20 protein-coding genes are annotated in these 22,863 nt (G+C 73.3%); 9 read left to right on the forward strand and 11 right to left on the reverse strand.

Annotation, left to right across the window (positions count from 1 at the left end):
* Window positions 1-235 precede the first annotated feature (235 nt).
* The gene (locus C3492_RS29950; RefSeq protein ID WP_258055967.1) at window positions 236-1,744 is read left to right on the forward strand and encodes an XRE family transcriptional regulator; all 1,509 of its coding nucleotides are present in this window, start codon (window positions 236-238) and stop codon (window positions 1,742-1,744) included.
* Window positions 1,741-3,390 carry a DUF885 family protein gene (locus C3492_RS29955; protein WP_103815768.1) on the forward strand — a complete coding sequence of 550 codons (1,650 nt, stop codon included), beginning with the start codon at window positions 1,741-1,743 and terminating at the stop codon, window positions 3,388-3,390. The genes C3492_RS29950 and C3492_RS29955 overlap by 4 nt, the downstream gene beginning before the upstream one ends.
* Window positions 3,391-3,443: 53 nt before the next feature.
* Here C3492_RS29955 and C3492_RS29960 read toward each other — a convergent pair whose 3' ends face one another.
* The 9 genes from C3492_RS29960 to C3492_RS30000 form a co-directional block, all read right to left on the reverse strand.
* Window positions 3,444-4,280, reverse strand: coding sequence for an isocitrate lyase/phosphoenolpyruvate mutase family protein (locus tag C3492_RS29960; RefSeq protein ID WP_103815769.1), 837 nt, complete (start codon window positions 4,278-4,280; stop codon window positions 3,444-3,446).
* 119 nt (window positions 4,281-4,399) lie between these two features.
* A complete protein-coding gene (locus tag C3492_RS29965; protein ID WP_103815770.1) occupies window positions 4,400-5,392 on the reverse strand; it encodes an MmcQ/YjbR family DNA-binding protein in 993 nt (330 codons plus the stop codon).
* Between the two features lie 22 nt (window positions 5,393-5,414).
* Window positions 5,415-6,713, reverse strand: a complete 1,299-nt coding sequence (locus tag C3492_RS29970; RefSeq protein ID WP_103815771.1) for an ATP-grasp domain-containing protein — start codon at window positions 6,711-6,713, stop codon at window positions 5,415-5,417.
* A 23-nt stretch (window positions 6,714-6,736) separates the two neighbouring features.
* Complete coding sequence (locus tag C3492_RS29975; protein ID WP_103815772.1) at window positions 6,737-7,993, reverse strand: ATP-grasp domain-containing protein; 1,257 nt, start codon at window positions 7,991-7,993, stop codon at window positions 6,737-6,739.
* Between the two features lie 25 nt (window positions 7,994-8,018).
* Entirely contained in the window at window positions 8,019-9,140 is a 1,122-nt protein-coding gene (locus C3492_RS29980; RefSeq protein WP_103815773.1) for an FAD-binding oxidoreductase, read from the reverse strand.
* Between the two features lie 40 nt (window positions 9,141-9,180).
* The gene (locus C3492_RS29985; protein ID WP_103815774.1) at window positions 9,181-10,809 is read right to left on the reverse strand and encodes a class I tRNA ligase family protein; all 1,629 of its coding nucleotides are present in this window, start codon (window positions 10,807-10,809) and stop codon (window positions 9,181-9,183) included.
* 3 nt (window positions 10,810-10,812) lie between these two features.
* Window positions 10,813-11,178: a cupin domain-containing protein gene (locus tag C3492_RS29990; RefSeq protein WP_103815775.1), complete on the reverse strand. Its 366-nt coding sequence runs from the start codon at window positions 11,176-11,178 to the stop codon at window positions 10,813-10,815.
* 34 nt (window positions 11,179-11,212) lie between these two features.
* Window positions 11,213-12,511: a lysine N(6)-hydroxylase/L-ornithine N(5)-oxygenase family protein gene (locus C3492_RS29995; RefSeq protein WP_103815776.1), complete on the reverse strand. Its 1,299-nt coding sequence runs from the start codon at window positions 12,509-12,511 to the stop codon at window positions 11,213-11,215.
* A 90-nt stretch (window positions 12,512-12,601) separates the two neighbouring features.
* Complete coding sequence (locus tag C3492_RS30000; protein ID WP_103815777.1) at window positions 12,602-13,861, reverse strand: ATP-grasp domain-containing protein; 1,260 nt, start codon at window positions 13,859-13,861, stop codon at window positions 12,602-12,604.
* 176 nt (window positions 13,862-14,037) lie between these two features.
* Between C3492_RS30000 and C3492_RS30005 the strand changes: the two genes are divergently transcribed.
* From C3492_RS30005 to dnaN, 6 genes are all read left to right on the forward strand, one after another.
* Window positions 14,038-14,370 carry a hypothetical protein gene (locus C3492_RS30005; protein ID WP_103815778.1) on the forward strand — a complete coding sequence of 111 codons (333 nt, stop codon included), beginning with the start codon at window positions 14,038-14,040 and terminating at the stop codon, window positions 14,368-14,370.
* A 2-nt stretch (window positions 14,371-14,372) separates the two neighbouring features.
* A complete protein-coding gene (locus tag C3492_RS30010) occupies window positions 14,373-15,758 on the forward strand; it encodes an FAD-binding oxidoreductase (protein WP_103815779.1) in 1,386 nt (461 codons plus the stop codon).
* A gap of 64 nt (window positions 15,759-15,822) precedes the next feature.
* Complete coding sequence (locus tag C3492_RS30015; RefSeq protein ID WP_103815780.1) at window positions 15,823-17,229, forward strand: MFS transporter; 1,407 nt, start codon at window positions 15,823-15,825, stop codon at window positions 17,227-17,229.
* 222 nt (window positions 17,230-17,451) lie between these two features.
* Window positions 17,452-18,318 (forward strand): dimethylargininase, encoded by an 867-nt coding sequence (gene ddaH / locus C3492_RS30020; RefSeq protein WP_103815781.1) that lies wholly within the window; start codon window positions 17,452-17,454, stop codon window positions 18,316-18,318.
* 32 nt (window positions 18,319-18,350) lie between these two features.
* On the forward strand, window positions 18,351-18,854 hold the full coding sequence (locus C3492_RS30025; RefSeq protein WP_103815782.1) for a YbaK/EbsC family protein: 504 nt from the start codon (window positions 18,351-18,353) through the stop codon (window positions 18,852-18,854).
* A gap of 82 nt (window positions 18,855-18,936) precedes the next feature.
* Entirely contained in the window at window positions 18,937-20,067 is a 1,131-nt protein-coding gene (gene dnaN / locus C3492_RS30030; protein WP_103815783.1) for a DNA polymerase III subunit beta, read from the forward strand.
* 122 nt (window positions 20,068-20,189) lie between these two features.
* On the opposite strand, the gene ychF is transcribed toward dnaN, so the two are convergent.
* Window positions 20,190-21,278: a redox-regulated ATPase YchF gene (gene ychF / locus C3492_RS30035; protein ID WP_103815784.1), complete on the reverse strand. Its 1,089-nt coding sequence runs from the start codon at window positions 21,276-21,278 to the stop codon at window positions 20,190-20,192.
* Between the two features lie 379 nt (window positions 21,279-21,657).
* On the opposite strand from ychF, the gene C3492_RS30040 reads away from it, so the two are divergent.
* Window positions 21,658-22,089: a DUF6542 domain-containing protein gene (locus C3492_RS30040; RefSeq protein ID WP_103815785.1), complete on the forward strand. Its 432-nt coding sequence runs from the start codon at window positions 21,658-21,660 to the stop codon at window positions 22,087-22,089.
* Between the two features lie 26 nt (window positions 22,090-22,115).
* Here the strand turns inward: C3492_RS30040 and ppgK are convergent, their stop codons facing one another.
* On the reverse strand, window positions 22,116-22,862 hold the full coding sequence (gene ppgK / locus C3492_RS30045; protein ID WP_103815786.1) for a polyphosphate--glucose phosphotransferase: 747 nt from the start codon (window positions 22,860-22,862) through the stop codon (window positions 22,116-22,118).
* Window position 22,863 lies beyond the last annotated feature (1 nt).

The raw sequence follows: 22,863 nt of genomic DNA on the forward strand, positions 1-22,863 counted from the left end.
CGTGCCTTGCAACGACCGTCTGTCCGGGGCCGTCGCGGCGGCCCCGGCCCGTCCCGGCCCGGCAGGAGGTCGCCGCGGAGGCGCCGGCTGCCGCCCCGTCCGGCCGGCTCCGGGACCGGCCGGTACCGCTCGGGGAAGGGATCGGGAACGGCCGGCCGGACCCTGCGAGGGCAGACAGGAGAGGGCGGGCGCGCGGCGAACCCGTGGCACACCGCCCCCGACCATCGCAAGGAGCATGAGCGTGGGCAGACCGGAGAAACCGCTGGCGCCGGACGCCGGACCGGCCACCGCCTTCGCCCTGGAGCTGCGCCGGCTCCGGGCCGCGGCGGGCTCCCCCAGCTACCGGGAGCTGGCGAGGCGTGCGCTGTTCTCGGCCTCGGTGCTCTCGGACGCCGCGGCCGGTCACCGGCTGCCCACCCTTCAGGTGGCCCTCGCCTTCGCCGAGGCCTGCGGCGGGGACCGGGCGGTGTGGGAGCGGCGCTGGCGTGCGGCGGCGGGCCGCGCGGGCGACGAGACAGGGCCGGCCGCCAAGCCGGCGCAGCAGGCACCGGAGCCGCGGCCGCGAGCCGCCGCGGGCCGGGCACCGCTGCCCGTACCCGCCCAGCTGCCGATGGAGCCGCGCCCGCTGGCCGGCCGGGCCCGGGAGCTGGGTGAGGCACGGGCGCTGACGGCGGCGGGTGCCGGTTCCGTCCCGCCGCTGGTCATCCATGGACTGGCCGGAGTGGGCAAGTCAGCGCTCGCGCTGCGGCTGGCCCACGAGCTGGCCGCGGACCTGCCGGACGGGCAGTTGTACGTCAGCCTCGGCGCCGCCGCCGACGGGCGCAAGGACGCGCCCGGAATCGCGGGCGGGCTGCTGCGGTCCCTCGGCATCGCACCCGAGCTCGTCCCGGACGATCCCGCACAGCGCATCGGGCTGTACCGCTCGGTGCTGTACGAGCGGCGCCTGCTGGTCGTGTTCGACGGCACGCTCCAGGAACGCCAGGTGCGCGACCTGCTCGTGGCCACGCCCCGCAGCAGGATCGTGGTCACCGCGCGGTCCCGGCTGCTCGGCCTCGACGGGGTACGGCGGCTGGCGCTGCCCGTCCTCGGCCGGGACGAGTCGATGGACCTGCTCGCGGGGATCCTCGGCACGGAACGGCTGGCCGGTGCGCCGCGGGCCGGTCTGCTGCTCGCGGAGGCGTGCGGCGACCTGCCACTCGCCCTCACCCTCGCCGGCCGGCGTCTGGCCGCGCGCCCGGAGGTCTTCCTCGCCGAGGCGGTCGCCGGACTCCTCGGCGCCGACGGGCTGTCCGGCCGGCTGCGGGTGGGCGACGAGAGCCTCACCGAGCGCTACGAGGACGCCTACCGCCGTCTCACGCCCCGGGCCCGGCTCCTGCTGCACCGGTTCGCGGCGGCGGGGGCGACGCCCTCCGTGGACGGGGTGATCCGGGCGCCTGCCGTCGCCCTCGCGCACGCACCGGAGCCGTCGCAGGAGCCGCAGGAGCCGGTGGAACCGGTGGAACCGGTGGAACCGGTGGAACCGGTGGAGGACGTCCTCGAAGCCGTGGTCGACAGCGGACTGCTGGAGCGTACCGACGTCCCCGGTCAGTACGGACTGCCGCCGCTGGTACGGCAGTTCGCGCTGGCCCGGGCGGCTCCCACGGCGGACGGTCCGGAGCCGGTGTGGCACCGCCCCCGGAGCGACCGGCCCGCACCGGACGCGGCACGACCCTTCCCAGCCATGACACAGGAGACCCCAGCATGACCACTCCCACCCCCGTCGCCGGCCTCGCCGAGGAGGCCGTCGGCCTGATCGCCGCCGAGGACCCGCTGGACGACGCGCTCGAAGGGTGCCCGGAGACGCTCGGACGGCTCGCCGACCCGTCGCGGCAGGCACAGGAGGCCCTGGCCGGTGAGGCGGCGCGGCTGGCCGAGCGGGCCGCCCGCGCGCCGGTCGCGGACGCCGCAGAGGAGGTGACCCGGGCCGTGGTGGTGCAGCAGGCGCGGGCGGTCGCCGACCGGCTGGGGACACGGCTGATCGAGCACACCGTCGCGGACTACCAGAACTCCCCGCTCGGCCGTCTGCTCGGTTCCCTGCCCGCGGTACGGCCTGCGGACGAGGAGCAGCAGCGCGGTCATCTGGAACGGCTGGCGGCGGTGCCCGAGTACCTGGCGAAGGCCGCCGAGCGGCACCGCGAGGGCCTGCGGGCGGGACGGCTGCCCGTCGCCGAGCGGGTCCGCACGGCGATGGCCCGGCTCGACGCGTACCTCGCCGACCCCGCCGGGGACCCGCTGCGCGCGGTGCCGCTGCGCACCCGTCACCACGCCGAGCGGGACCGGCTGGTCGACGAGCGGGTGCGCCCGGCACTCGCCGCCTATCGCGAGGCCCTGCGCACGGACCTCGTCTCCCGGGGGCGGTCCCCGGAGCGCCCGGGACTGTGCCACCTGCCCGACGGGGAGGAGCACTACGCCACCCTGGCCCGCGTCCACACCACCACCGGCCGCTCGCCCAAGGAGCTGCACGACACCGGGGTGGAGCTCCTCGCCCACCTGGAACGGGAGTACGTGCCCGTCGGAGCACAGGCCTTCGGCGGAGCGCCGGCCCCGGGGGAGGTGCGCGAGCGGCTGCGTACGGACATCCGGCTGCGGTGGGGCGGCGCGCAGGAGATGCTCGCGGCAGCCCGTACGGCGATCGCCCGGGCCGAGCAGGCCGCTCCCCGGCGCTTCGGGCGGCTGCCCGCCCGGCCCTGTGCGCTGGAGGGCAGCGAGGCGCCGGGCGCGCCCCTGGCCTGGTACATGCCGGCCGCGCTGGACGGTTCGCGGCCGGGAACGTACCACGCCAACACCGAGCGGGCGGCGGAGCGTTCGCGGGTGCTCGCCGAGGCCACCGCCTTCCACGAGGCCGTGCCCGGCCACCACGTCCAGCTCTCCCTCGCCCAGGAGCTGACCGGGCTGCCCCGGCTGCGCCGGATCGCCTGGATCAACGCCTACATCGAGGGCTGGGGGCTGTACGCGGAGCGGCTCGCCGACGAGATGGGGCTGTACTCCGGCCCGCTGGCCCGGCTGGGGATGCTGGCGATGGACTCGCTGCGGGCCGCCCGCCTGGTCGTCGACACCGGGCTGCACCACTTCGGCTGGACGCGCGAGCGGGCGGTGGCGTACTTGCGGGAGCACACGGTCCTGTCCGAGGCGGAGATCCAGAACGAGACCGACCGCTACATCGAGTGGCCGGGTCAGGCGCTGTCGTACATGACCGGCCGGCTGGAGATCCAGCGGTTGCGCACTCGCGCGGCCCGGGAGCTGGGGCCGGCCTTCGACATCCGTGCCTTCCACGACCTGGTGCTCGGCGGCGGCGCGCTGCCGCTCGACGTGCTGGACCAGGTCGTCGCGCGCTGGACGCGCAGAGGCTGAGCGGGCGCGCGGAGGGGGCCGGTGCGGCCGGCACCGGCCCCCCGTCGCCGTGCTCAGGCGGTGAAGAGACCGTTCATCTGGAAGAAGTCCAGCGAGTCGGCCAGTTCCTCGTAGCTGCCGGAGCCGAGCAGTTCCAGAGTGGCGCGGCGGGCCGCCGTGTACGCGGCCTGGGCGACCGCGGTGCCGACGCTGACGCGGCGCACCCCGGCCTTGGCCAGCTCGGCCACGCCGGGTCCGCCGGGACCGGCCATGGCGTTCACCGGCAGCGGGGAGCGGCCGGTCAGCTCGCCGAGGACGGCCAGGTCCAGCAGGCCGGGCACGAAGACGCCGTCCGCACCCGCCCGCTCGTAGGCGGCGGCGCGGGTCAGCACGTCCTCCAGGCGGCCGGACTCCTCGCCGATGCCGAACAGGTACACGTCCGTACGGGCGTTGATCACCAGCTCGGGCAGCCCGGCCGCGGTCGCGGCCGCGCGCGCCGCCGCGATCCGCTCCGCCTGCTCCTCGGGGCCGAACAGCGGGCCGCCGGGGGCCTTGGAGTCCTCCAGATTGATGCCCACCGCTCCCGCGGTGACCACCGCGGTGACCGTCTTCGCCACCTCGTCCGGGGCCGCGCCGTAGCCGCCCTCGATGTCCACGGTCACCGGGACGTCGACCGCGGCGGCGATCCGCGCGGCGGCCGCGAGCATCTCGTCCCGGTCGGCCTGCTCGCCGTCACCCTTGCCGAGGGACCAGGCGACACCACCGCTGGTCGTGGCGATCGCCTGGGCGCCGGCGGCGGCCATCACGGCGGCGCTGCCCGCGTCCCAGGCGTTGGGCAGCACGAGGACGGACTCGGCGCCGAGCGCCCGCAGCCGCCGCGCCTTGTCCTTGGTGCTCTGGTCAACTGTCATGGTTTCCGGTGCCTTTCGTGGTCGGCACAGCTCTGTGCCGCGGTTCGGGTGACGATCGCGACGGATCGTTGCACGGGGGTTCGTAACAGGGGCGGTATTCGGACGACCCGGGCGTGCGGTCAGCCCGCCGTGCGACGGGTGATGGTCACGTACAGGTGTTCGTCGAGGACCTTGGGAAGCGTGACGGCGGGCCGGCCGAGGCCGGCGACGAGCGCGTCGGCGCTCTGTCCGCTCTCGGCGAGGACGGCCCGCGCCCAGGCCCTGCCGGTGCGCAGGTGGCGGGCGAAGGCGGCGCCGTCCCGGGCGCCGTACAGCTCGGTGGCGATGGCCGCGTCCCACGGCATGACGGTGTGCGGGCGCAGCGCGTACAGCGCCTTCGCGGCGGCCGTCGGGCCGAGGGACCGCGGCCGGGGACCGAACCTGACCGGAAGCCGGGCGAGTTCCCCGTACGCGGTGGCCACGCTGTCGATTTCGGGGTCGGTCAGGTCGGCGAGCGGTGTGCCGGGCAGGGGATGACGGTCCGTCCAGGCGGCCAGCCCCTCCCCGAGCGGGTACGGTTCACCGTCCCGCGGGTAAGGGAGCCTGCACCCCCAGGAGTTGAGCCAGCGGTGCAGGGCCGTGCGACCGTCCGGGTCGCCGAGGTCGAGAGCGGGAGCGGCCGGCCCGCGCAGCTCCAGCCAGCTGCGGTCGACGCCCGGGTAGGCGGCGAACACCTCGGCCGACAGGCGCAGTTCGGCCATCGTCGGGGCGGGGCGCGCAGGTGGCCCCGGGTCGGGTCCGAGGTGGGCGCGGGCCACCTTCGCGGGGACGCACATGCGCCAGGCGTCGGTGACCAGTTCCGTCAGCTCGGGCGGACTCAGCGCGGCGAGCGTCGCCTCGGCCCAGTTGTAGCGCAGGTCGGAGGTCCGGGGCAGCGAGAACTTCTCCGGTTCCGAGGCCACCAGGGCCGCGCGCTCCTCCTTGGGGAACGCGAAGCCCAGCGTGGTCTCGTCACGGGACAGCGCCAGGTAGACGATCCGGCCGACACGGAACTTCACCCGGTCCCGGACCAGGTGCTCCTCGGTGCGCGGCAACGCGACCGCCAGGCGCCGCACGTCCTCGACGGTGGACATGTCCCTCCTCCTGTCGTGGAGCCTACGCCGGCCGGTCCTGCGCGGGCCGGTCCTGTGCGGATCCGTCCTGCGCGGGGCGGACCTTGATTTGGATGGTGTCCAGGGCCCGCCAGGCGGCGGCGACCGCCTCGGCGCCGGTCTCCGCCTCGGTGACGACCGAGCCGACCCGGTCCCAGGAGCTGCGCAGCTCCCGCACCTCGGCACCCGGCTCCACGGTCACCGAGCACGCCTGGACGCCGGGCAGCGCGCGCGCCTCGTCGAGCCCCGAGACGTCCTCCACCACCCCGGCCCCGGTGTGCAGGAAGCGGATGGCGGCGGCACCGGGGGCCTTCTCCGGGAGCGGGGTGGTCAGCGGTTCGCCCTTCATGAGGGTCCAGAAGGCGCGCACGAGGTCGACGCGGTACGCGCGGTCCATCAGGTCGACGATGCCGTCACCGGGGAAGCGGCCGGCGCACTCCACCAGGTACGGGCGGCCGTCCTCGACGATCCACTCGCAGTGCGCGATCCCCGTGCCGAACCCGACGGCCTTCAGCAGGCGCTCGGTCTCCGCGCGCAGCAGCGCGTCCAGTTCGCCGGGGATGTCGGCGGGCACAAGGTGGCCCAGCTCCACGGGCCGGCCGCCGGGGTAGAGCTCCTTGCCGGTGACGTTCCCGAACACCACCCGGCCGCGCTCCACGAGCAGCTCCACGCTGTACTCGCGGCCCTGGACGCACCGCTCGACGAGCATGCGGAGCTCGAACCCGCGGTCGGGGACCATCACCCCCTCGTCCATGGCCGTGGTCTCCGCCCAGGCATCGTCGATCTCGTCGGGGGAGGCGAGGATGCGGGTGCCGAGGGCGGCCTGCCGGTTGGCCGGCTTCAGCACGGCCGGCCCGGGGTGCTCCGCCATGAACGCGCGGACCCCGTCGGGACCGGTGACCTCCACGGACTCCGGGTTGAGGATGCCGGCGGCCCGGCTGACTCTGCGCAGCACGGCCTTGTCCCGCAGGATCCGCAGCGCCCCGTATCCGCCGGTGGGCAGCCCGTACCGTTCGGCGAGGCGGGCCGCGAAGGGGGTGGCGTACTCCTGGAGCGGGGCGATCGCGACCGGATCGAGGTCGGGGTGGGCGTTGTAGAAGGCGTCGGCCGCGCCGTCGAGCTGGTACTCCCAGGCGATCAGCTCCCGTACCACCGGGGCCTCGTCGGCCTTCGGCCCGAGCTCGCGCTTGCGGATGACATCGGGTTCGTCGACGACGATCACGGAGCCCTCGGGCTGGAACTGCGCGAGCGAGGTCACCGCCACGGGCACGAAGCCCACCATGACGACAGGGCGTTCGGGCATGTCTGTACTCCTTGGTGGATGGATCAGGCGTCCGGGTCGGTCAGCTCGGCGCGGACCTGGGCGGCGAGTTCCTCGGCGGTGGACATGGCGTCCTCGAACGACGTGCCCGTCACACCGAGGAAGCCGAGGATGCTGTTGCCCGCGGGCGGGCGGCGGACCAGGTCGCCGGGCTTGGCGGTGACCTTGAGGAAGAACAGGTCGTCCCGGCCGGCCAGGCCGTCGGGGACGTGCACGTGGGCCACGCGGCCGGAGGCCGGGGGCAGCAGGCACAGGGCCGCCGTGTGGACCCCGGTCGGCCGGTAGTGGCCGACCTTCGGGCGGACCCCGCGGGCCACGTCGGCGACGGCGGCTATCGGGTCGTAGCCGGCGGAGATGCGGGCCATGTGGTCCAGGCCGCCGCCGCCCGGGCGTACGGCGATCTCCACCAGGTGCGGGCGGCCCTCGTGGAAGCGGACCTCGGCGTGCAGCACGCTGCGCCGCAGCCCCTGGGCCCGGGCGCCCGCGGTGACGACCTCGTGCACGGCCTCGACCTGGGCCGGGGTGAGCGCGGTCGGGGCGTGGTGGACGTCGTCGTCGAAGGTGTCGCCCTCGGCGGTGACCCGGTCGACGATCGAGCCGAGGTACACCTCGTCGTCCCAGGCGAGGGCCTCGATGAGGAACTCGTCGCCGTCGAGGAAGGACTCCACCAGCAGCCCGTGCGGACCCAGGTCCAGTCCGTCGGCCTCCATCGCGTACCAGGACAGCTCGGTCAGGCCCTGCGCGGCCTGGGCGTAGCGCTCCCGCAGTTCGGCGGCGTCGTCGGCCCGGAAGACGTAGTTCGAGGCGGCCCCCAGGGTCGGCTTGACGATCACCGGGTAGCCGAACTCCTCCCCGGCGGCGAGCGCCTCGGCCTCGGTGGTGACGAAGCGGAAGTGCGGGTGGGCGGCGCCGCCGCGCTCGTGGGCCTGGCGCATCAGCAGCTTGTTCCGGCTGGCACGCGCGGCCTCCACGCCGATGCCGGGCAGGCCGAGGGCCTCGGCCACCGCGGCGACCGCGAGCACCCCCGACTCGGAGAAGGTGAACACGCCCTCGAAGCGTTCCTCGGCGTGCCATTCCTTGGCCGCCGCGATCAGCGCCTCGATGGAGCGTGAGCCTGCGGTGCGGTAGCGGTCGGCGGGCCAGAAGTCCTCGGTGCCCTCGCCGTTGAGCACGTACAGGTCCGCGCCCAGGCCGACGACCTGCTCGTAGCGGGAGATGTAGTAGGTGGCGTTCTGCCGGGCTTCGAGCGCCAGGAGTTTCATGGCGGTTCCTCTCGGATGGAAGGGGTCAGGGCCTGGCGTCGAGGGGATCGGCGTCCAGGGCGGCCAGGCCCGTCCGGTCGGGGACGCGGCCCAGGACCCGGTCGGTGAGGGTGCGGGCGATCAGCGGCGCGAACTTGAAGGACGAACCGCCGCACGCGGCGTAGGCGTGGGCCGGGCCGCCGAGGGAGACCACGAGGGGGCCACCGGTCTCGGCGTGCGACAGGTAGTAGCAGTCCTTGGTGCCGAGCACCCAGGCCGGTCCGAAGCCCGGCAGCAGGTCGCCGAACTCCGTCGTCAGCTCCTGCCGCCACCGCTCGGGCGTGACGTGGTCGGTGAGGTCGTCCACCTGGCGGCAGACGGCGGCCGAGCTGAGCTTGAGCGCCGTACCGGCCACCGGTGGGATCAGCCAGGCCCCGCGCCGGGTGCCCAGGGCGGGGACGGCCGGGGTGGCGGCCCACGCCTCGGCCGCCGCGCTGGGCACCCGGCAGTAGAGCAACGACTGCCGGTACAGGGCGAGCGACTTCGCCACCCGCTCGGGCAGCAGACGGCGCGCCCAGGGCCCCACGGCGACCACCACACCGTCACCGTCCAGTGCCTGCCCGTCGGCGAGCGTGACCCGTCCGCGTTCCCCGTCCACCGCGACCGCCGGCCGGTGTTCGAGCAGGCTGACGCCCGGCTGCCACTTCAGCCAGCCGACGCAGGCGGAGAGCACCCGTTCGGCGAGCAGCACTCCGGCGTCGTCCTCCAGGACCGCGCCGGCGGCACCGCCGAGGGAGAGGTGCGGGTAGCGGTCGGCGAGCGCGCCCGCCGTGAGCGTGTGCGCGCGCCCCCCGGCGTCGGCCAGCAGCACCGTGCCCGCGTCCGCCGCCGCGGGCGGGAGCACGGTGAGCGCGCCGACCCGCTCGTAGAAGCGGGTGGCGAACAGCTCCTCCAGTTCCAGCCAGCGACGGTGCGCGCGCAGCGCGGCCGCGGTGGTGGGCGGATCGTCCGGGTGCAGGGCCCGGATGATCCGGTGCTGGTCGAAAGAGGTGGCCCGGCTGTACGGGATGGGCCCCTGGTCGACCACCGTGACCCGGTGTCCGTCCAGGGCGCATTCCACGGCGGTCAGCAGGGCGATCACCCCGCCGCCGACGACGGTGACACGCATCGGGCACCTCCCTTCCTTCTCTCGGTCGTCCGGCGGTCGCTCAGGTCTCGGCGGTGGTGCGGCCGAGCGCCGGAACGGTGAACGGCGTGGTCGTCCGCTCGTCGGGAGCGACGGCGAACGTGCCGTCGAAGCCGCCCTCGGCCCGCGCCCGTTCGGCGAGGTCGATGAGGATCGGCGAGGCCGCGGCGATCAGGGTGCGCAGCTCGGCGAAGAGATCGCCCAGTTCGGCCGCGGACGCGGTGTGGTCGGCCGGGACCGGCCCGGCCGACAGGGCCTCGGCCCGGTCCAGGAGCCGCTCGGTGTGCAGCGGGATCAGGTCGGCGGTGCGGCTGAGGCTGTAGCCGGTGAGCCGGTAGCCGGCCTCGAACCGCTCGGCCATCGCCGCCCGGCGCGCGTTCGCCTCCGGTGACACCGGCAGCTCGTGGCCCGCGAGGCCCAGTTCGGCGACCGCCTTGCCGAGCAGGGCGCCCAGCCGGTTCCACGGGTCGACCAGCCGCTCGCCGGTGATCTTCTCCAGGGCGGCCCGGGAGAAGTTGGTGCGGGCGTGCTCCGGGGCGGTGAGCGCGAGGTGGAAGCGGACGAGGTCGCGGGGGACCTCGCGCACCAGGTCACGCGTCCACACCACGTGACCCTTGCTGGTGGAGAACTTCTCGTTCTCCAGCTCGTAGAACTCGTTGCTGACGATCGCGTCCGGGAGCACGTAACGGCCCTCGTGGGCGAGCAGCAGGGCCAGGTGGGTCAGGCCCCAGAAGTAGGCGTTGTCGAAGCCGAGGAAGTAGACCAGCCGGATGCCGTTCTCCGCGAGCCACAGCTCGTCGTCGCTCGCGGGCCGCTCGCCGTGCGCGCGCTGGGCCACGGCCGTGCAGTACATCGAGGCCGGCATGCCCTCGGCCCAGGCGTTGACGACCTGGCCCGGCGTCTCCGGGAACGGCGCCGGAATCCCCCACCCCGTGGGATAGGTGATGGGGAAGTCCGGCAGCGGGCGGGCCAGCAGCTCGCGCATCAGCTGCACGATGTGCGGGCGCCAGGTGGACTCCTTGGCCCGGTGGTAGGCGGTCAGCTGCTCGCGGTACTCCTCCAGCGGCAGGACCAGGATCTGCGTCTCCCGGTGGGTCACCTCGGCCGTGGGGTCGACGGTGGAGCGCGGGTCGGTCAGCTCGGCGAAGTTGTTGGGGTGCCCGCAGCTCTCGCACAGGCCGCCCCGGCTGACCGCCAGGCACACCGGGCACCCGCCACTGACCAGGCCCTCCATCAGGAACTCGCCGGTCGCCTCGACGTACGGCAGCTTCACCGTGCGCAGCCGGAACCTGCCGGCGTCGTGCAGCCGGGTGAGGAAGTCCAGCGTCATCGCGCGGTAACCCTCGTCGAAGGGGGCGAACCCGTCGACGGAGACGCCCATCAGGCCGAGCGTCTCCCGGATCTCCTGCCAGCTCTTCGCGGCGAGGGCGTCCGGGGTGGTGCCCAGCTTGGCGGCGCTGGAGACGACGTACGTCTGGCTGTCGTCCGTGCCCGTCGTGTAGAGCACCGGCCGGCCGGTGGCCCGCAGGTAGCGGGCGTGCACGTCGGCCGCCATGTACGGGCCCGCGATGTGGCCGACGTGCAGGTCGCCGTTGGGGGTGGGGGGCGGGCCGATGACGACCGTGCGCCGCTGTTCCGTCCGCTGGTCCATGGCTCAGGCCTCCCGGGCGTGGCGGTCGGTGAAGCGGCCGGCCATCTCGGCGTCCCACCAGACGCTGTACATCTCGAAGTCGGCGTCGGAGTCGTTGACGACGCGGTGCTCGTGGTGCGGCGGGAAGTGGACGATGTCGCCGGCGGTGAACGGCACGCGCTCGCCGTCGGCCTCCAGGAACGCCTCGCCGCGCAGGGCGATGAAGATCTCGTACTCGTGGTGGGCGTGCGCGGTGGACGCGGTGCCGGGGCGGATGACGCACCAGGAGCCCTCGAAGGGGGCGTTGAGCTGGGGCCAGGGCAGCAGACGCTGGGCGTCGAGGCCGTTCTCGTGGGTGAGGCCGGCGCGGTCGAGGTGCTTGATGAGCATGTCCGTCTCTCTGCTGGATGGGAAGCGGCGGTGGTCAGGCCGCGGCGAGGGCGGGCTCACGGTCGCCGGCCGGTTGGCCGGCGCGGTGCGCGAGGATGTCCTCGGTGATCTCCGCGGAGCGTGCGGCGAGGACGCTGAGCAGAGAGTCCGCGATGCCGTGGGTGGCCTCGTTGACGCCCTGGAGGTAGCAGGCGGCTGAGCCCTGGCGGCCCGTCTCCAGGCGGTAGTTGCGGGTGACGGCGATCTGGTCGAGGCCGAGCGCGCCACCGAGCTCGCGGACCATGCGGGGCATGTCGCGGACGAACCCGGTGCCGAGCAGCAGCAGGTCGCAGCGGAGCTCGCGGGTGGTGGAGGTGCGGCGGTCGGTGAGCGTCAGGACGATGTCGTCGCCGTCGGTCGCGGCGCCGGTGATGTCGGTCATGGTGATCATGCCCAGGCGGTCCGAGCCGGTGCGCCGGTCCTGGTAGAACTGCCGGTAGAGCGAGTCGAGGGTGGCCGGGGCCAGACCGCCGTAGTTGGAGCGGTGCATCTCGGCCAGCAGCTGGCGGCGGGCCTCGGGCTCGGCGCCGTAGAACTCGTCGACGAACGACGAGTAGAACAGCTCGTTGGTGAACTTGCTGCTCTCGTAGCCGTTCAGCCCGATCGAGCGCATGATCATCGTCGGCCGGCAGCCGGGCAGGTCCCGCAGGGCCGCGCCGAACAGCTCGGCCGCGCTCTGCGCCCCGCCCACCACCGCGACCCGGGCCGGCCGGTCCGTCGGCACGTCACCGATGCGCCGGGTGTACTCGGTGGAGTGGATGACCCGCTCGGCCGGAAGTCCTTCGAACACGGCGGGCACGTGCGCGTCCCGTCCGGCGCCGATCACCAGGTAGCGGCAGCCGATGGTCTCGCCGTCCGCGAACCCGACGGTCCAGCCGTCGAGTTCGCCGTCCGCGCCGTGCACGGGCGTGACCGAGGTGACGGCACGGCCGTACTCCACCTGCGTCCGCTCCAGCGAGTCCGCCACCCACTGGAGGTACTCGGATATCTCGCTGCGGTACGGCACGAAGCTGCCGAGGTTGACGAACGCGTCGAGCCGGCCGCGGGCGTGCAGGAAGCTGAGGAACGAGAACTCGCTGCGCGGGTTGCGCATGGTGACCAGGTCCTTGAGGAAGGAGACCTGGCTGAGGGCGTCGGGGAGCAGCATGCCCCGCTGCCATACGACGTTCTCCTCGCGCTCGACGACGAGGGCCTGGTCCGCGAGGTCGGGGGCCAGTTCCTCCAGCGCGACCGCGAGGGCGAGGTTCGCCGGACCCGCGCCGACGGCGAGCAGTTCGACTGTGCGGTGTGCCATGTGGTTCTCCTCAAGAGGTGTCGGCGGTCTGGTTCCGGGGGTGGGGTGGGCCCGGTTCACGCCGGGCGGTCCCGGGCCGGTGGGCCCGGTTCACGCCGGGACGGGCACGGTCAGCGGCTGCCCGTCGAGGACGACCAGGGCCGCTGCCGCGTCCAGGCGGGCGGTGGTCTGCCCGGGGTCCGCGCCGGCGACGATGACGTAGGAGTGGCGGGCGAGGTAGCCGTTGGGGGGCAGCCTGAGTTCGGTGCCGGGGCCGGCCATCGCCTCGGCGGCGAGCAGGCCCTCGGCGGCGGCGGGCGGGGTCACCGAGCGGACCACGCAGTCCTCGGGCGGGTAGCCGAAGCGGATGCCGACCGTGCGGTGCTCGGTGTCGGTGAAGTCGGGGCGCTGTCCCAGCGCGGCGCGCACGGCGGCGCGGGCCGGGTCGATACCGGTGGCGAGCTGTCCCAGGCGCGGGATGAGGTCGCCGCCGAGCCGCCCGTTGATCTCGACGATGACCGGACCGCGGGCGGTCAGCTTGACCTCGGTGTGGGTGATGCCGGAGCCGTAGCCGATGGCGCGGTGTGCGGCCCGCAGCATCGCCAGCAGCTCCGGATCGGTGCGCAGCGGGTCGTCCGCGGCGACGTGGTGGCCGATCTCCTCGAAGTAGGGGAAGAGGCCGACCTGTTTGCGGGCCACGAACATCGGGTGGTACTCGCCGTCCACGACGGCCGCGTCGACGCTGATCTCGGGACCTTCGAGGTACTCCTCGACCAGCGCACCGCCGCGGTAGGGGACCGCTCCGATCCGGCTGGACTCGTCGGCGGTGCGGAACGCCCCGGCGACCTCGCCGGCGTCCGCGGCGAGCACGACACCGATGCTGGCGCCCATGCCGCGCGGCTTGACGACGACCGGGTAGCCGATCTCCTCCGCCGCCGCGAGCGCCTCCTCCGCGGTGTCCACCCAGGCGTACCGGGGCTGGTCGACACCCGCCTCGCTGAGCAGCCGGCGGCTGCGGTACTTGTCCCGGCAGCCCTCCACGCCGTCCACGCCCGCACCGGGCAGGCCCAGTGCGTCCGCCACGTGCGCGGTCGTCACGATCAGGGTCTCGTCCCAGCTCAGTACGCCGCGCACCGGGACGCGCCCCGCCAGTTCCCGGGCGGCCGTGAGCACGGCGTCCCGGTCGGTGAGGTCCACGACCGTGTGCCCGCTGAGGCAGGGTGTCTGCCAGTCGGGCTCGTCGTCCGTGAACAGCCAGACCGGGTGCGTCGCCGCGGCACCGGCCAGCAGGTACTCGCGGTACTTGCGCAGCCCGCACCCGATGAGCAGGATCACGCCTTTCGCGCCCTCGCCGGCCCTGTTGTCGTCCACGCGCTGATCGCCTCCTGGATTCGAGTGACAGGGCGATTCCACGGGGTGCGCGGGTTGCCCGGAAGCCATGTCCGGGCGGGACAATCAACCCGGACGCGGCCCGGGTTCACGTCCGGTTGATTGGCCGTCCGGCACGGCCCTTCCGGGCAACCGGGCCCGCCTGTTCCATGGCTGACGTGATCGACTACGACGGCAAGCGATTCCGGAAGGTCCTGGCCGACCCGGCCGACGACGCGCCCATCGCGCTGTACCGGCAACAGGGTGATCTGGTCTGGGCCGAGTTCACCGGCGGTGACGTACGGCGCGGTTCCCTTGCGGGGACCCGGGACACCGACGGTGTGATCAGCTTTTCGTACAGCATGGTGCTCGACGACGGCCGGGTGATCTCCGGGCACAGCGTCAACACCCCGGAGGTCCTGGCCGACGGCCGGATACGGCTGCACGAGCGCTGGGAGCGCTACGGCGCCCACGCCGCGAGCGGCGTCTCCGCCATCGAGGAGGTGCGCTGACGGTGGCCGGTGTCGACTGCTCCGGGCTGGCCGGCGAGGTGGAGGGGCGCGTCTTCCTGCCGGGCAGCCCCGGCTTCCGCGTCGGCTCGCACCTGTTCAACAGGCGCTACAAGCACCGCACCCCGGCCGCCGTGCTCACCGCGGCCCACACCGCGGACGTCCAGCGGGCCCTCGTGTGGGCGCGCGAGCAGGGCGTCCCGGTCGTCGCCCGCAACGGCGGCCACAGCTTCGCCGGTTACTCCGTGGGCGACGGCCTGGTCATCGACCTCAGCCGGCTCACCCAGACCCACGCCGACGGCTCCACCGGCCTGGTCGTCGCGGGCGGCGGGGCCAAGATCAGCCATGTCTACGACGCGATGCAGCCGTACGAGATGGTCTTCTCCACCGGCACCAGCCCCACCGTCGGCGTCGCGGGCCTGGCGCTCGGCGGTGGCGCCGCGTTCGCCGCCCGCCGCTACGGCCTGACCGCCGACGCTCTCGTGGAGACCACCGTGGTCCTCGCCGACGGCTCCCTCGCGGTGGCCAACGAGCGGGAGAACCCCGACCTGTTCTGGGCCTGCAAGGGCGGCGGTGGCGGCAACTTCGGCATCAACGTCTCCCTCACCTTCCAGGCGCATCCCGTCCCGGACGTCACCACCTTCTACGTCACCTGGAAGTGGGCGGACGCCGCCGCCGTCCTGGAGGCCGGCCAGCAGATGGTGCGGAGGGCGCCGGACGACTTCGCGGCCCGGCTCGGTGTGTGGACGCACGGCACCGGGCTCGGCGCGATCCGGGACAACGCCGAAGTCACCCTCCAGGGCCAGTACTTCGGCCCGGCGGGCGAGTGCCTGGAGATCCTGGACCCGGTCCTGACCGCGGCCACCCCGGTGTCCCGGGACGTCGTCGAGCGCACGTTCTGGGAGGCCAACAAGTACATGGTCCACGCCACCTCCGGGGACCAGTTCGCGCTCCGCTCCAACTACATCCGCGAGCCGCTGTCCGCCGACGGCGTCGGGACCATGCTGTCCTGGGTCGAGCGCTGGCCCGGCAGCCACAACGCCGACGGCGGCGGGGTCGGACTGTTCTCCTGGGGCGGCGCCATCAACCGGGTGGCCCCGGACGCCACCGCCTTCGTCCACCGGGACACCCTGTTCCTGGTCTCCATGGACACCTCCTGGACGGACGACGACGGCCCCGACCGGATCGCCGCCAACCTCGGCTGGCTGGACGGGCTGCACGCCGCCATGGCCCCGCACGTCACCGGGTCCGCCTACCAGAACTTCGTCGACCCCCAGCTCACGAACTGGCGCGAGGCCTACTACGGCGCCAACTACGGGCGCCTGGTCCAGGTGAAGCAGAAGTACGACCCCGACGGGGTCTTCTCCTTCGACCAGGCCGTCGGCTCCTGACCCGGCCCGCTCCGGGCTGCCGAAGGCCCGGGAGGGTCCCTCTCCCCCCTACGAAGGTGAAGCGATGAGTGTGTCCAAGTCCAAGGAGAACGCCTCGCCCGGTGTCCTCGACGCCCTGCGGGCCACGCCCCGCTCGGTCCGCTACCTCCTCGGCGGTGTGCTGCTCAACCAGCTCGGCGCCTTCGTGCAGACCTTCCTGGTGCTGTACCTGACGCACCGCGGGTACGGCGTCGACAAGGCGGGCTTCCTGCTCGGCGCCTACGGCGTGGGCGCTGTGCTGGGCACCGTCCTCGGCGGCGAACTGACCTCCCGGCTCGGCAGCCGCAACACCATCACCACGGCCATGAGCTGCTCGGCCGTGCTGGTCTTCCTCATCCCCTGGCTGGCCGACCCCGGCGACTACCCCGTCCTGCTCGGTATGGTCGTCGTCCTCGGCCTGATGACGCAGTCGTACCGCCCGGCCGCCTCCGCGCTGCTGAGCGACCTGATGCCGGACGAGTTCCGTGTCATGGGCTTCTCCATGCTGCGCATCGCCATGAACATCGGCGCCGCCGCCGGCCCGCTGCTCGCCGCGGGCCTCATCCAGATCGACTGGAACCTGCTGTTCTGGGTGGACGGTTCGACCGCGCTGGCCTACGCCCTGCTCGCCGCGTCCCTGCTGCCCCGGCCGGCACCGGCCACCGGTGAGCAGGAACCCGGCGCCGCACAGGAGGCCCACCGCTCGGCGTACGGGACCATGGTGCGCGACCACCGCTTCCTGCTCTACCTGACCTCCATGCTGCTCAGCGCCCTGGTGTACGCACAGTTCTTCGCGGTGCTGCCGGTCGACCTCGACGAGGCGGGCCACTCCACCGCCCTGTACAGCGGTGTGCTGACCCTGTCCTCGGCCCTGCTGATCAGCTTCGAACTCGCGGTGACCGCACGGATCAGCCGCTGGCGTGCGAGCACCGCCGCGACGGTGGGCACGTTCGTCTACTGCCTCGGCATCGCCGGCTACGGCCTGCCCGGCAGCGTGCCCGCGCTGGTCCTGCTGACCACCGCCGTCAGCGTGGGCGGTCTCATGATCAGCGGACCGACCCTGTGGGCGCACCCGGCGAAGGCCGACGAGAAGGTCCGCGGCCGCTACATCGCCGCGTCCCAGACCGTGTTCGGCCTCGGCTCGGCGGTCGGCCCGGCCCTCGGCATGCTGATGTGGACCCACTACGGCGACGGTGTCTGGGCGACCTGCGCGGTCCTCGGCACGGTGGCGGCGGCCCTGGCCTTCGCCGGCCTGCGCTCGTCGGACGAACCACGGAGCACGGCCGAGCGGACGGACACGGCCGAGCGGACGCTCACGGCCGAGGAGTCCGTCGGGGCCGAGGACGCCGACGGGGCGCAGGTGACCGTCGTGGCGGACGACGCCGACGGAGCCCACCTGACCGTCGCAGCCGAGGAGGCCCCCGGCGAGACCGCGATCCCCAGCGGACGCTGAACGACCGACACCTCCGCCCACCCGGCCCGCCCCCTCCACCGCGCGCGGGCCGGACACCACACCACCGACGAACCCGCGGCCCCCTCCCCACCCCTGAACCAGGCCTCTCCCCCACCCCTGAACCAGGCCTGTCCAGCTCACCACCCGTGAGCCCCCTCCCCCTCACCACCCGTGAGACCCGTCCGTACCTCATCACCCATGAGAAAAGCCGAAGGAGCAACCGTGCCGGTCACCGACACCATCGCGCCCAGCGTCTCGACGCACCCGGCGGAGCAGCCCGTCCGCACCGCCACCCGCCGCAGGCTGCTGATGTGCCGGCCCCGGCACTACGACGTGACGTACTCGATCAACCCCTGGATGAACCCCGGCCGCAGCACCGACACCATGCTCGCGGTGCGCCAGTGGGAGCAGTTGCGCGACCTCTACCTCGAACTGGGCCACAGCGTCGAGGAGATCAAGCCGGTCGAGGGGCTGCCGGACATGGTGTTCGCGGCCAACGGCGCCACCGTCGTCGACGGCAGGGTCTTCGGCGCCCGCTTCCGGCACGCCGAGCGCACCGCCGAGGGGCCCGCCTACCTGCGCTGGTTCGAGGAGCACGGCTACCAGGACGTGCTGTGGCCCGAGCACATCAACGAGGGCGAGGGTGATCTCCTCACCGTCGGCCGCCGGATCCTGGCCGGGACCGGCTTCCGCACCGACATCCGCGCCCACGCCGAGGCGCAGGAGTTCTTCGGGCTGCCGGTCACCTCGCTGACGCTGGTCAACCCGAGGCACTACCACCTGGACACCGCCCTCGCGGTCCTGTCCGACGACGAGATCATGTACTACCCCGACGCCTTCACACCGGGCAGCCAGGCCGTACTGCGGGCCCTGTTCCCCCACGCGGTGATCGCCACGGCGGAGGACGCCGCCGTCTTCGGGCTCAACGCCTTCTCCGACGGACGCCATGTGCTGCTGCCGACCGCGGCGAAGGGACTCCAGGCCCAGTTGCGTGCCCGTGGCTTCGAGCCGATCGGGGTCGAGCTCACCGAACTGCTCAAGGCGGGCGGCAGCGTCAAGTGCTGCACGCTGGAGCTGCGCGACCGCTGAGCCGCCGACACCTCTCCCAGAAAAGGATCGCCATGTCCTCCGCGCTCGCGACTGCGGACAGCCGTACCCGCCTGCTCGACCTGCTCGCCAGGGGCGGCGCCCGCTACCGCCTGCTGAACCACGCACCGCAGGGACGCACCGACCTGGCCAGCGCGCTGCGCGGCCACCGGCTGGACCAGGCCGCGAAGAGCCTGGTCATCAGGGTGGCGCTGAGCAGCAAGCGGCGCCGGTACGTGATCGCGGTGGTGCCCGGGGACCGCAGGGTCGACCTGACCGCGCTCGCCGCGCTGTACGCGGGCCGGGAGGCGTCCTTCGCGGCGCGGGAGGTCGCCGAGCGGCTGACGGGCTGTGTCAGCGGCTGCATCATGCCGTTGAGCTTCGACCCGGAACTGGAGGTGGTCGCCGACCCGGCCCTCCTCACGCACGAGGAGATCTTCTTCAACACGGGACGCCTCGACGAGTCGGTGGCCCTGCGCACGGCCTGCTACCGCACGCTGGTCGCGCCCCGCGTGGCCGCGATGACAAGCGCCCCCTGAACGACCGTTGGTCCGCGGGCGTTGTCAGTGGCGACGTATAGCGTGCGCGGTTCAACGGCTTCGACGTGTGGGGGATGTGCTGATGGAGTTCCGGATCGAGCGGGGTGCTCTCGCGGACGCCGTGGGATGGGCGGCCAAGTCGCTGCCCGCCCGTTCGCCCGTGCCCGTGCTGGGCGGGTTGATGCTGGACGCCCGGGAGGGGCGGCTGCGCATCTCCGGTTTCGACTACGAGGCTTCCGCCGACATCGAGGTGGCGGCGAAGACCCCGGTATCCGGTCAGGTGCTCGTGCCCGGGCGCCGGCTGCTCGACATCTGCCGGGTGCTGCCCGATGCGATGGTGCGGTGCGCGCTGGAGGGTGCGCGCTTCACGATGGACGGGGGCGGTACGCGCTTCGGGCTGTCGACGCTGCCCGCGCAGGAGTACCCGGCGCTGCCCGGGCTTCCGGCCTGTCGCGGAGTGGTGGACGCGGCCGAGCTCGCCGCCGCCGTCGGCCAGGTCGTGATCGCGGCGGGCCGGGACGACACGCTCCCGGTGCTCACGGGGATCCAGGTGCGGCTGGACGGCGAGTCGATGACGCTGGCCGCCTCGGACCGGTACCGCTACGCCGTGCGCACGCTGTCCTGGCAACCCGGGGAGGCCGGCTCCGAGGCCGTGGAGGTGGTGGTACCCGGCCGCAGGCTGACCGAGATCTCCCGTTCGCTGGCGAAGTCCGGACCGATCCGTGTCGGGCTGAACGGCTCGGGCGGCGGCCTGATCTCGTTCGAGGGAGCCGGGATGCGTACGACGCTGCGGCTGCTGGAAGGACGGCTGCCGCGCTACGACAAGCTGTTCGCGCTGGACGGCCCGGCAGTCGCGGTCGCACGGCGGGAGCCGCTCGCTGACGCGGTCCGCCGTGTCGCGGTCGTCGCGGAGCCCGACAGCCCCATCCGGCTCGACTTCTCCGCCCAGGGCACCGTCCTGCTTCAGGCGGGGTACGAGGACGACGTCGCTTCGCAGCGGCTCGCGGCCACGTTGGAGGGCGCCGACGACATGGCGGTCGCCTTCAATCCGGCGTACCTGCTGGAAGCCCTCGCTTCCTTCAACGCTCCACAGATCCGCTTCGAGCTCCTGGGCCCCGGCCGGCGGGCCATGCTGAGCGGCGTGCCGGACGCGGACCACCCGGCACGGGAGGACCACCGCCATCTGCTGATGTCGGTACGCCAGTTGAGCTGACGCAAGAGGCCGATGGTCATCCAGCGCTCACACCTCCCCGGAGCGGCCGAACACCCGGTGCGGACACGCAAAGGCCGCCCGACCCGCTCCCCGGCAGGTCGGACGGCCCTTCACCGCACGTGTCAGACGTTGAAGCGGAACTCCACCACGTCCCCGTCCTGCATCACATAGTCCTTGCCCTCCATGCGGGCCTTGCCCTTCGCGCGGGCCTCGGCGACCGAGCCGGTCTCGACCAGGTCGTCGAAGGAGATGACCTCGGCCTTGATGAAGCCCTTCTGGAAGTCGGTGTGGATGACACCGGCCGCCTCGGGGGCCGTCGCGCCCTTCTTGATGGTCCAGGCGCGGGACTCCTTGGGGCCGGCCGTCAGGTAGGTCTGGAGGCCGAGGGTGTCGAAGCCGACGCGGGCGAGGGTGGCGAGGCCGGGCTCGTCCTGGCCGACGGACTGGAGGAGCTCCAGGGCCTCCTCCTCGTCCAGCTCGGCGAGGTCGGCCTCCAGCTTGGCGTTGAGGAAGATCGCCTCGGCGGGGGCGACCAGGGCGCGCTGCTCGTTCTTGAACTCCTCGTCCACCAGTTCGTCCTCGTCCACGTTGAAGACGTAGAGGAAGGGCTTGGTGGTGAGCAGGTGCAGGTCGTGCAGGAGCTCGGCGCGCTCGCTGCCCTGGACGATGCCGTGCGCGAAGAGCGTGTCGCCCTTCTCCAGGATCTCCTTGGCCTCCTCGACGGCCTTGACCTTGGGCGCGATGTCCTTCTTGATCCGCGACTCCTTCTGCAGGCGCGGCAGGACCTTCTCGATGGTCTGGAGGTCGGCGAGGATCAGCTCGGTGTTGATCGTCTCGATGTCGTCCTTCGGCGAGACCTTGCCGTCGACGTGGACGACGTTCTCGTCCTTGAAGGCGCGGATGACCTGGCAGATCGCGTCGGACTCGCGGATGTTCGCGAGGAACTTGTTGCCCAGGCCCTCGCCCTCGGAGGCACCGCGCACGATGCCGGCGATGTCGACGAAGTCGACCGTGGCCGGAAGGATGCGCTCCGACTTGAAGATCGAGGCGAGCTTGGCGAGGCGGCCGTCGGGTACGCCGACGACGCCGACGTTCGGCTCGATCGTGGCGAACGGGTAGTTGGCCGCCAGCACGTCGTTCTTGGTCAGGGCGTTGAACAGGGTCGACTTGCCGACATTGGGCAGGCCGACGATTCCGATCGTGAGCGACACGTTGCGACTTCCCGTAGTGAGTGGGCCAGGGGCTGCCAGGGGCCAGAGACCGACACTGGCCGATCCACCAGTTTACGGCGTCGCGCGCGCCCGCCTCACGACAGCGGTGTTCGCCCGGCCAAGCTCTGGCCATCGGCGTGTCTCGCGGCCGATTCGGCACATAAACAGACCTAGGTTGGTCCCTGTGGAGCAATACGGATCGCGACCCCCGAACGACGGACCGCGACGTGGCACGCCCCCGTCGGCCCCGCTGCCGGCGCAGGGACGGCGCCGGGCGGACGGCGAGCGCGGGCCCGGCGGGCGCGGGCCCGGCGGCGTCCGGCGTGGGCCCGGCGGTGTGCGCCGGCCCGCGCCCGGTGACGGACGGACCGCGCGGCCGGTGCGGGAACCGGGGCCCGGTGCGGCGGGCGGGCCGCTGCCCGGCGCGCGGCTGCCCAACCCGCGGCTGACCGGGCTCGGCAGCGGCCTGTTCTGCCTCGCGGCCATGTTCCTGCTCGGCTGGCTGGACCAGCTGCTGTTCGGCGCCTCCCCGACGGTCTACGGCGTGCTGTTCCTGCCGGTGTGCGTGCTGACCGCGCTGTGGGTGCGCGAGGGGGACGTGCTGACCGCGCCCGTCGTCGTACCGATCGCGTTCGCCGTCGGGCTGCTGCCGGTCGCCGAGGACGGCGGGGGGCTGCTCGGCCGCCTGATGGGGCTGGTCACCGGGCTCGCCACCCAGGCGGGCTGGCTGTACGCGGGGACGCTCGCCGCCGGGGTGATCGTGCTCGTCCGCCGGGTGCGGTGGGTGCGACGGCGCCGGCGCCGGAGCTGACGCCGCCGGCGCCCCGCCCCCGGCGGCTAGGCGCGCTGGGCCGCTCTCATCGCCGCGCCCACGATCCCCGCGTTGTTCTCCAGCTGGGCGGGGACGATCTCGGCCTTGACGCCCTCGATGAGGTGCAGGAACTTGTTCGCCTTGCGGCTGACCCCGCCGCCGATGATGAACAGCTCCGGCGAGAACAGCATCTCCACGTGGGCCAGGTACTTCTGGACCCGGTGCGCCCACTGCTCCCAGCTGAGGTCGTGGTCCTCCTTGGCCTTGCTGGAGGCGCGCTTCTCGGCGTCGTGGCCGTCCAGCTCCAGGTGGCCCAGCTCGGTGTTGGGGAGCAGGGCGCCGTCCACGAAGACGGCGCTGCCGATGCCCGTGCCGAAGGTGAGCAGGACGACCGTGCCCTTGCGGCCCCGGCCGGCGCCGAACTCCATCTCGGCGACGCCCGCCGCGTCCGCGTCGTTGACCACGGTCACCGGCAGGCCGCCGAGCCGGCCGCTGAACAACGCGCGCGCGTCCGTGTCGATCCAGCTCTTGTCGACGTTCGCCGCCGTACGGACCGTGGCGCCGCCGGTGACCACGCCGGGGAAGGTCAGGCCGACCGGGCCCGTCCACCCGAAGTGGTCCACCACCTGTTTCACCCCGTCCGCCACGCCGTCGGGCGTCGCCGGGTGCGGGGTGAGCACCTTGCAGCGCTCCTGGGCCAGGTCGCCCCGGTCCAGATCCACTGGGGCGCCCTTGATGCCGGATCCGCCGATGTCCACGCCGAAGATCTGCATG

It is taken from the genome of Streptomyces sp. Ru62, assembly GCF_002920615.1.
Lineage (GTDB): Bacteria > Actinomycetota > Actinomycetes > Streptomycetales > Streptomycetaceae > Streptomyces.